General features: G+C 69.0%; 11 protein-coding genes. 6 read left to right on the top strand and 5 right to left on the bottom strand.

Going from position 1 to position 8,665, the window contains the following annotated elements; genetic code table 11:
* Positions 1 to 63: 63 nt before the first annotated feature.
* Positions 64 to 960 carry a cytochrome c biogenesis CcdA family protein gene (locus Vse01_RS21685; protein WP_093410679.1) on the bottom strand — a complete coding sequence of 299 codons (897 nt, stop codon included), beginning with the start codon at positions 958 to 960 and terminating at the stop codon, positions 64 to 66.
* 1 nt (position 961) lies between these two features.
* Positions 962 to 1,495, bottom strand: coding sequence for a TlpA family protein disulfide reductase (locus Vse01_RS21680; RefSeq protein WP_170863622.1), 534 nt, complete (start codon positions 1,493 to 1,495; stop codon positions 962 to 964).
* A gap of 172 nt (positions 1,496 to 1,667) precedes the next feature.
* On the opposite strand from Vse01_RS21680, the gene Vse01_RS21675 reads away from it, so the two are divergent.
* Entirely contained in the window at positions 1,668 to 1,862 is a 195-nt protein-coding gene (locus Vse01_RS21675) for a PDZ domain-containing protein (protein ID WP_232511454.1), read from the top strand.
* Positions 1,863 to 2,006: 144 nt separating this feature from the next.
* Here Vse01_RS21675 and rpsN read toward each other — a convergent pair whose 3' ends face one another.
* The 3 genes from rpsN to rpmB are packed head-to-tail and all read right to left on the bottom strand — an operon-like array spanning position 2,007 to position 2,715.
* Positions 2,007 to 2,312: a 30S ribosomal protein S14 gene (rpsN, locus tag Vse01_RS21670; RefSeq protein ID WP_093410684.1), complete on the bottom strand. Its 306-nt coding sequence runs from the start codon at positions 2,310 to 2,312 to the stop codon at positions 2,007 to 2,009.
* Positions 2,312 to 2,479: a 50S ribosomal protein L33 gene (gene rpmG / locus Vse01_RS21665; RefSeq protein WP_093410686.1), complete on the bottom strand. Its 168-nt coding sequence runs from the start codon at positions 2,477 to 2,479 to the stop codon at positions 2,312 to 2,314. Before rpmG ends, rpsN begins: the two co-directional genes overlap by 1 nt.
* On the bottom strand, positions 2,479 to 2,715 hold the full coding sequence (gene rpmB, locus Vse01_RS21660) for a 50S ribosomal protein L28 (protein ID WP_093410688.1): 237 nt from the start codon (positions 2,713 to 2,715) through the stop codon (positions 2,479 to 2,481). Before rpmB ends, rpmG begins: the two co-directional genes overlap by 1 nt.
* Before the next feature lie 211 nt (positions 2,716 to 2,926).
* On the opposite strand from rpmB, the gene Vse01_RS21655 reads away from it, so the two are divergent.
* From Vse01_RS21655 to Vse01_RS21635, 5 genes are all read left to right on the top strand, one after another.
* Positions 2,927 to 4,216: a CobW family GTP-binding protein gene (locus Vse01_RS21655; RefSeq protein ID WP_093410692.1), complete on the top strand. Its 1,290-nt coding sequence runs from the start codon at positions 2,927 to 2,929 to the stop codon at positions 4,214 to 4,216.
* Entirely contained in the window at positions 4,213 to 4,473 is a 261-nt protein-coding gene (locus Vse01_RS21650; protein WP_093410695.1) for a type B 50S ribosomal protein L31, read from the top strand. Before Vse01_RS21655 ends, Vse01_RS21650 begins: the two co-directional genes overlap by 4 nt.
* Positions 4,474 to 4,714: 241 nt before the next feature.
* Positions 4,715 to 6,067: a cytochrome P450 gene (locus tag Vse01_RS21645; protein WP_093410888.1), complete on the top strand. Its 1,353-nt coding sequence runs from the start codon at positions 4,715 to 4,717 to the stop codon at positions 6,065 to 6,067.
* Positions 6,067 to 6,966 carry a terpene synthase family protein gene (locus Vse01_RS21640; RefSeq protein WP_093410698.1) on the top strand — a complete coding sequence of 300 codons (900 nt, stop codon included), beginning with the start codon at positions 6,067 to 6,069 and terminating at the stop codon, positions 6,964 to 6,966. The genes Vse01_RS21645 and Vse01_RS21640 overlap by 1 nt, the downstream gene beginning before the upstream one ends.
* The gene (locus Vse01_RS21635) at positions 6,963 to 8,558 is read left to right on the top strand and encodes a prenyltransferase/squalene oxidase repeat-containing protein (protein ID WP_232511455.1); all 1,596 of its coding nucleotides are present in this window, start codon (positions 6,963 to 6,965) and stop codon (positions 8,556 to 8,558) included. Before Vse01_RS21640 ends, Vse01_RS21635 begins: the two co-directional genes overlap by 4 nt.
* Positions 8,559 to 8,665: the final 107 nt, after the last annotated feature.

Here is an 8,665-nt window from a genome sequence, read left to right as displayed (position 1 = left end):
TGATCGGGCGGGCCCGGCAGCACGCCGAGCCCGCCCGGCCACGTCAGAGCGAGAGCGGACTGCTCAGTCCGGTCGCTCCGCCGTGCTCGTCCCCGCGGGCTGCCGGGTCGGGTGGTTCTGCCGTCGTCGTTGGCGCCACCAGCCGATCGCCGCGCCGGCCGGGAGGGCGGCCAGGATCACCGTGAGAGTCGTGGCCCCGGTGCGGTCGAGTTCAGTGGCCAACCAGCGTTGCGCCGCGCCGGCAGCGGCGATGATCGGGTCGTCGGTCGTGACATCGCGCAGAATCCGGATCTCGAACCAGCCGTACCAGGCCACGTAGGCACCGGCGACCACGAGCAGCGCGCCACCAAGGCGGGACAGCAGTGGTGCGGCGCGGCGGATCCGACGGAGCAGGCCGTCGCGGGCGAGGGCCACAGCGAGAGCGGCCACCGCGACGGTCAGGCCCATGCCGGCCGCGTACGCACAGAACAGCCCGACCCCGGCGACGATCGAGCCGGCGCGGAAGCTGCTCACGACGATGGCCAGGAACGGGCCGATCGTGCATGACAGCGATGCCGCCGCGTAGACGGCGCCGAACACCACCATGGACGGCAGTGACCGGCGCACGGTTGGGGCGCGCCAGACCGCCAGCCGCAGTCCCGGCAGTTGCCGGCCGGCCAGCAGCCAACCACCCGATGCGAGCAGCAGCACACCCAGAACGACGGTCACCCAGGGAAGGTGCCTCTGCACCGAGCCGGCTACGGGAGAGAGGACGAGACCGAACAGGCCGAAGACGGCGACGAAACCGACGGTCATCGCGGCGGTGGCGGCCAGGGCCCGGGCGACGGCTGCCCCACGGTCGGTCTCCGCTTCGCCCGCGACCAGCAGCGACAGGTACGCCGGCAGCAGCGCGAACCCGCACGGATTGACCGCGGCGAGCATCCCGGCGGCGACCGCCAAGCCCAGCGGTGCGTCCAGCATCTCAACCCACCAGCAGCGGATCGAGCAGTTCGGGCAGCTTGCCGACATCGACACGGCCGCGGGACACGATCGTTCCTTGGCTGTCAAGGACCACGAAGGTGCTCTGCTCGGTCATCTTGAACCGCTTCCAGACCATGCCCTGTTCGTCGGCCAGTTGCGGAAAGCCGGAGATCTTGGCCATCCGCACGAAGTCGTGCATCGCCGGGACCTTGTCCAGGCCAGCCACCCCGACCACGGCAACTCTGCCCTGGTACCTGGTCGCGAGATCGGTGACCGGCTTGGCCTGCCCCAGGCAGGTGGGGCACCACGGGGCCCAGAACCACAGCAGCGCCGGCTTGCCGGCCAGGCTGCGGCCGTCGAAGTTGCCGCCGTCGAGCGTCGGGACGGTGAAGTCGTAGCTGTCGGTTCCCACGTCTGTGGACCCGTCGGACGAGCTTCGCGACGAGGCCGCCTGATCACCGCTGTCGTTCGCGCAGCCGGCCAGCGTCAGCACGCCGACCATCATCAAGGCGAGGAGTGCTTGCCGTGCCTTCATCGGTACTCCTTCGTCGCTAGGTCGGACGGCGCTGGGACCTCCGTCCGCCGGACACGGGTAGTGGCGGCGGTGCACCATGCCGCTTGGGACGACGGGTGCCGGTGGGGTCGCCCGGGGTTCGGCGTAGTTGAGCCAGTATCGCGCGGCGGGCAACACGACGAATGGATGACGGTTGCCGCCCAGCACCCCACGGCCGCTGCGCCCGGACGACATCGTCATCCAGATGGCCGATGAGCGCACCGACACGCTGGAGGCGTTCATCGGCGCGTTGCGGTCGGCCGAACCCGGCCAGCCCGTGTCAGTGACCTACCTGCGCGACGGCGACACCCGGCAGAGCAATGTCGTACCGACCGCCGCCACCCGCTGACGTCACAGTGCCCGTCGGTCACCGCAAGCGCGGGATCGCGGGCATTCCCAGAGTGTGAGGGCGTGTCTGCGCGCGACCGACTCCTTTGCACGGGTCTCGGACCACGGCCGCGCTACGACCCGAGGCGCCCCGGCGTCCGTGAGATCACCAGGACGCTTTGCGGACCCCGGGCAGCTCGCCACGCAGGGCCAGTTCGCGGAACCTGACCCGGGACAGTCCGAACCGGGTCAACACGCCACGTGGGCGGCCGTCGATCTGATCGCGTACGCGCAGTCGCACCGGGCTGGAGTCGCGCGGCAGCCGGTCGAGCCGGCGGACCGCCTCGGCGCGTACGTCCGGGTCGGTGTCCGGGTGGGCGACCGCCCGCTTGAGCTCCGCCCGCGCCTCGGCGTGCCGAGCGACCAGTTCCTCGCGCCGGGCCTGGCGGTTGACCAGGCTCTTGCGGGCCATCAGCGGGCCTCGCGGAACTCGACGTGCCGGCGCACGATCGGGTCGTACTTGCGCAGGGTCAGACGGTCGGGGTCGTTGCGGCGGTTCTTGCGGGTGACGTACGTATAGCCGGTACCGGCGGTGCTGCGCAGCCGCACGATCGGCCGGACATCTGTCTGGCGGGCCATCAGAGCTTCACTCCCCGGCTACGCAGCTCGGCGACGACCTTCTCGATGCCCTTACGGTCCACGGTCTTCAACGCCTTCGCCGTCAGGGTGAGGCTGACCCACCGCCGCTGCGACGGCAGCCAGTAACGGTGGTTCTGCAGGTTCGGGTTCCACCGGCGGCGAGTGCGCCGGTGGGAGTGGGACACGGCGTTGCCGAAGCTCGGCTCCGCGCCGGTGACGTCGCAACGTCTGGACACAGTGATCGCTCCTAGGTCAGGTGCCACGATAACGACAACGGTTTTCAGTATCGCATCAGCCGATCAGCCGGCTCCGTGCCGGGGTCGACCAGACACCACAGCAGGTCGCACTCCCGTCAGGTCAACCCGACCTCGACACCGCCCTGTTCACTTCCGGAGTTAGCATGTGTATAGAATGACAATCGTTTTCAGTTAAGTCGAGAGGAATCCCATGTCGTCGTCACCACAGGCCCCGACCCGTGCGGTGACATCGGACGCCGACACCCGTCCGTCGCTGACCGTGTTGTCCGGGTTCTGGCCAGCGGCGACCTTCGCCGTCGCCCGTACGCTGCTCGCCGCCGACACCTCGCTGCTGCTGGTACGGCACGACCTCACCGGCATCCGCGACGGCGTCGTCCGCAGGGTGGTCCGCACCGGCGGCGGCATCATCGAGGACGAGCAGGTCGCCCTGCGACACGGCTGTGTCTCGTGCACACTCCGCGAGGACGTGCTACCAACCCTCGTCCGGCTCAGCCGCAGCCACCCCGGCCGGGACCAGGTGCTGATGCTGCCCGAGGTGGTCGAACCCGAGGCTGTCGCCGCCGCCTGCGCCCACTGCCTCGTCGACGGGGTACCGATCACCAACCTGCTGCGCGTCGACTCCTACGTCACCGTCCTCGACGCCGAGCACCTGCTCGACGGCCTGGCCAGCACCGACGACCTCGCCACGCTCGGCATTCAGGCCGCCGACGACGACCACCGCGCGCTCGCCGACGTCATCGTCCGGCAGATCGAGTACGCCGACACCCTCGTCCTCTGGGGACAGTCCCGCGAGGGGGCGTTCGACACCAGCCGGCTGGCGGTTCTCCTGCACCGGATGGCGCCCTGGGCGACCCACATCCGCGTCGACGGCGACCTCGTCGACGCCGACACGCTGACCCGACAACTGCGCCACACCCACCGACACCGGCCGGAGACTCCCGGGGTCCTCGCCCGTGGTCTGCAGGGCTACACCCTCGGCGCGCACGAGCCGGAATCCGACTGCGGAGTCGTCTCCGCCGTCTTCCGGGCCCGTCGCCCATTCCACCCCCAGCGCCTGCACGACGTCCTCGAAGACGTCAACGCCGAGATGATCCGGTCTCGGGGCCACCTCTGGCTGGCCAGCCAACCCGACACGGTCATCGCCTGGGATTTCGCCGGCGGCGGCCTGGCCATGGGCTCCCTCGGGCACTGGCTGGTCAGCCTGCCCGATGACCACTGGGAACACGTCGAGGTCCAGCGCCGCCTCGCCGCCGCCCTCGACTGGGACCCCTACTACGGCGACCGCCACCAGCACCTGGTCTTCATCGGCCTCGACACCGACCCCGCCGAGCTGCACCGCACCCTCTCCGGCTGCCTGCTCACCGACGCCGAACTCGCCGACGGCGAACAGACCTGGCGCACCTACCCCGACCCGTTCACCGGCTGCTTCCCCCTCGGAACGGCGGAACTGACCGACACCGAAGGAGCACGACCCGCATGAAGCCCGGCATCCACCCCGAATACCGGCCCGTCGTCTACCGCGACAAGGACGCCGACTTCGCCTTCCTCACCCGCTCCACCGCCACCAGCGACCAGACCATCGAATGGACCGACGGCAACACCTACCCCGTCATCGACGTCCAGATCTCCTCGGCCAGCCATCCCTTCTGGACCGGCAGGCAGCGCCTGCTCGACACCGCCGGCCGAGTCGAGAAGTTCCGCAACAAGTACGCCCGCCACAGCCCCAAGGGCAGATGAGCACGGTTGCTGCCGGTGGGAGCGGCAGGACCCGAGTCGCGGCAGCGACCTGCAGACCGGCGGTGGTGGCGCAAGGCCGAGTGACAAAGCTGGTCACCCATTGCGAGACTGCCTTCACAAATTGCACACTGAGGCTGCATTAAGTCCTGGAAGTTGCGCGCTCGGCAACTTCGAGGCCAGCCACAGGAAGGGGTCCGCGATGGGGGCACCGAAGGCAGGAGCCGCCGGCAGACCCATGTCTGTGCCGGCCTGGAAGGCGCTGCCCAGCTTCCTCCGTGACGCACATCAGTCCCTGGTGGACGCCGGTGAGGCCGCCGGCGGTGAGGTCGTACGTCTCGGGCTCGGCGTCTCCAGTCCGTACCTCGTGACCCATCCCGACCATGTACGGCAGGTGTTGCAGGACCGGGCTGCCAACTATCCCCGAGGTGATGACACCGCGCTCTGGCGCTCGGTCCGCAAACTGGTCGGCGACGGCATCCTCGCCGAGGGCGACACCTGGCTGGCATCACGTAGGACACTGGCCCCACTTTTCCGGCGCGGCCGCATCGACGCGCTTGTCGACACGATGGCTGAGGCCATCGACGAGACGACCGATGGGCTGGACACGGCGGCGGCAGCGGGCAGCGTCGTCGACATCGGCGCAGAGTTGTCCCGCCTCGTCTGCGCCGCCATCATGCGGGTCTTCTTCGACTCCAGGGTCTCGGTCGACGACGCGCTGCGCATCATGGCGGCGCAGGAGGACATCGTCACCTCCATGGCACCACGTCTGCTGGCCCCCTTCGCACCGTGGTGGATTCCGATGCCGGGCGACCGTCGCTTCCGCCGATCCGTGCAGACCATCGACGGAATCCTGCTGCCGGTCCTCCGCGCTGCGGTGCGTCAACCCGGCGACGGCGACGACGTGTTGTCGACGCTGGCACGTGCTCAACGTGACGGCCAGCCGTTGTCCGAACGGCAGATGCGCGACGACCTGGTGTCGATGGTGGCGGTCACCACGGAGACGAGCTACGTCGTGTTGACATGGCTCTGGCCGGTCCTCGCCAACCACGCCGACGTCGCCGACCGGCTCTACGCAGAGGTCGATCAGGTTGTCGGTGCTGGGCCGGTGCGGGCGGAGCACCTGCCTCAGCTCACCTACACCCAGATGGTGCTCAGCGAACTCCTTCGGTTGTACCCGGCGGGTTGGATCGTCCCCCGGCGCGCATTGGCTGCCGACGTGCTGGGCGGAGTGCGGATTGAGCAGGGCGCGACCGTCATCCTCTCCCCGTACGCCACCCAGCGGATGAAGACCTACTGGGGTTCCACCGCCGAATCCTTCGATCCGGAGCGCTTCGCACCCGGCCGCGCCGACGCGGACACACCTCACCGCCATGCCTACTACCCGTTCGGGCTCGGCATGCACAGATGCCTCGGGGAACACCTGTTCAACGTGGAGGCCCTGTTGATCGTGGCGACCTTGATCAGTAGGTTCCGCTTCACACTGACTGATCCCACAGTGCCCGCACCACGGGTCGCCGCCTCACTGCGCCCCCGACGGCGAGTCGAGCTGACCCTGTCGCGTCGCGAGCACTCCGTCGCCAGCAGGAGCCACTGATGCCCTCGGACACCCTGGCCGCCACGCTTGAGCAGAGCGCCGAACAGGGACGGATCTGTTCCGTGGCCGTGCGAGGGCAACGCGACCTGCAGGACCGGGTCGCCATGTATCCCGCTCTCTTTCCCGATCCTCCCGTCGATGCCGCCATGCTGAGCGCGCTGGCACTGTCCACCGCTTTCATCGCCCCGTGGTGCACCGCCGCCGAACTGCGTACCGCGAACCGCGCATCGCTGTGGGTGACGGCAGAGGATTGGCGGATCGACTCGGAGATCGGCTCCCTGGAAGAAGCCACTGCCACCGCCACCGCCTGTATCGCCGTAGCGGCGGGTTCCGCGCCGGCCGACGGCGACCAACTCACGCAGTTCCTGGCGGACATCCGCGAGGATCTGGCAGCTACGCCGCTGTTCTCACGCCTGGGTCACCTGTGGCAGGACGAGTTGCGTCGCATGCTCGACGCCGAGCTACGGGAGTGGCAGTGGAGAACAGACCGAAACAACAAGATGGCCGAGCTGCCGTCTGCCGGTGACTACCTGGCCAACGCCGCCGGCTACGGCGCCACCTGGGTCAACATCTCCCATTGGATCGCCACGAGCGCGGTAGAAACCGAGGAGCACTTGACGGCGCTGGTCACCGCCAGCTACGAGGTGGAGAAGGTTCTCCGGCTGGTCAACGACCTGGCCAGCTACAACCGGGACGTCAAGGCCGGCGATCTGAACATCCTGATGTTGGGCGTCGGCGAACACGAGGTGCGCCAGCAGGCGATCGACCTGGCCGACCGGTGCCACAAACTGCTCGACCCGCTGGCCGAGGTCAGCCCGCAGCAGGTGACCTACCTGCGGCGTGTGCTCGGCTTCACGGCCGGCTTCTACCACGGGACCGACTTCTGGGCATCCCGGTGACAACCATCAGCGGGCGGAGACCGACCAGCAAGACCGCCGCCGTACGCGGGCAGGTCCGCGACCTCGTCGCGGAGATGATGCGCGATCCAGCTGGCCGCACATCCCCGTCACCGTACGAGACCGCCCGGCTGGTGAGCCTCGCCCCGTGGCTGATCGGACACAGCGACCGGGTGCGCTACCTGCTCGACACCCAGCGGGCCGACGGCGGCTGGGGGCCCCCGGGGGGTTACAGTCTCGTCCCCACCCTGAGCGCGACAGAGGCACTACTGACGGTCCTGCACGCCGATCCACCGGCGGACCGGGCGCGTCTGGTTCACGCCGTCGACCGGGCTCTGGTCACCCTGACCGGGCTCGTGAACGACGGTGGTCCGTTACCCGACACCCCGGCCCTCGACATGATCGTCCCCGCACTCGCTGATCGCATCAACGACCACATTCACCGCCCGGCCATGCCGCCGCCAGCCGCTCTGGAACGGTGGCAGCGCTCCACCCCGCTCGGCCTACCACGTGGCGTGACCCGACAGCGACTCACCGCCGTACGTCACCTGGTGGCCACTGGCGCACCTATCCCCGACAAGCTGCTGCACGCGTTGGAGGTCGTGGCCGACCTCGCCCCCGCCGCGGGCGGCGTCGTACCAAACGCCTCGGGCACGGTGGGTGCCTCGCCGGCGGCCACCGCCGCGTGGCTCGGCAGGCCCGACCGCCCCGGCGGCCACGGGGCGTTGGCATATCTGGAAGGCGCCGTCGATCGCTACGGCGGTCCCGTGCCGTGCGCAGCCCCGATCACTGTCTTCGAACGAGCCTGGGTGACCACCATCCTGGCTCGCGCCGGCATCGACCTGACCGGATTCCAGGGGCTGGTGGACAGCCTGACCGCCGACCTGGGGGCGACCGGAACGCCGACCGGTCCTGGGCTGCCGGCCGACGCTGACACCACCGCCGTGACTCTGGCCGCTCTCGGCCACCTCGGCGTCTCGGCGTCAACCGACTGTCTGTGGCCTTACGAGACACCCGAGGGTTTCGCCACGTGGCCAGGTGAGGACGGTTTCAGCACCACGACCAACGCCCACGTGCTCGACGCTTTGGGCCAGCGACTGGCGGAGCAGCCGGGCGCGCAGCCGCGCCATCGCGCTGCTGTGCGACGGCTGGTGGCGGCCCTGCTGGATCGTCAGGAACTCCAGGGGAGCTGGGCCGACAGGTGGCACGCCTCGCACTACTACGCGACTTCCTGCTGCGTGCAGGCGTTGGCAGAGTTCGGGGAGCCGACGACAGTGGCGCAACCGCTGGATCGCGCGGTCGAGTGGACACTTGCCGCCCAACGCACCGACGGCGGCTGGGGCACCTGGAGTGCTACCGCAGAGGAAACGGCTTACGCGTTGCACATCTTGCTGGCCAGCGGCACCCGGACACCCAAGGTAATTGACGCGGTTGGTCGCGGGCACGCCTACCTGTGTCAACACGAGGGCACAACGGGACCGGCGCTGTGGCATGACAAGGATCTGTACCAACCCACCTTGATCGTCCGCGCCACAGTTCTGGCAGCCCAGCACAGTGCCGGGAGGCTGCTGACCTACCTGTCCGAATGCGCGTAGATGTTCGGCGGTCACGACTGACAGCATTCGCCTCAGGACACACGAGTCCCTTGTGGACGTGACACTTAGTGACGGTCTTGAGTCAATAGTCAGATAACTGCTAGCGT

Source organism: Micromonospora sediminimaris (assembly GCF_016863575.1).
Taxonomy (GTDB): Bacteria; Actinomycetota; Actinomycetes; order Mycobacteriales; family Micromonosporaceae; genus Micromonospora; species Micromonospora sediminimaris.
This window is presented reverse-complemented; position numbering and strand designations above follow the sequence as displayed.

Excerpts from the sequence above, each read along its gene's own strand:
- Vse01_RS21655 (WP_093410692.1), top strand. The coding sequence starts at position 2,927 with ATGTCGTCGTCACCACAGGCCCCGACCCGTGCGGTGACATCGGACGCC.
- Vse01_RS21650 (WP_093410695.1), top strand. The coding sequence starts at position 4,213 with ATGAAGCCCGGCATCCACCCCGAATACCGGCCCGTCGTCTACCGCGAC.
- Vse01_RS21640 (WP_093410698.1), top strand. The coding sequence starts at position 6,067 with ATGCCCTCGGACACCCTGGCCGCCACGCTTGAGCAGAGCGCCGAACAG.
- rpsN (WP_093410684.1), bottom strand. The coding sequence starts at position 2,312 with ATGGCCCGCAAGAGCCTGGTCAACCGCCAGGCCCGGCGCGAGGAACTG.
- Vse01_RS21680 (WP_170863622.1), bottom strand. The coding sequence starts at position 1,495 with ATGAAGGCACGGCAAGCACTCCTCGCCTTGATGATGGTCGGCGTGCTG.
- Vse01_RS21685 (WP_093410679.1), bottom strand. The coding sequence starts at position 960 with ATGCTGGACGCACCGCTGGGCTTGGCGGTCGCCGCCGGGATGCTCGCC.
- rpmG (WP_093410686.1), bottom strand. The coding sequence starts at position 2,479 with ATGGCCCGCCAGACAGATGTCCGGCCGATCGTGCGGCTGCGCAGCACC.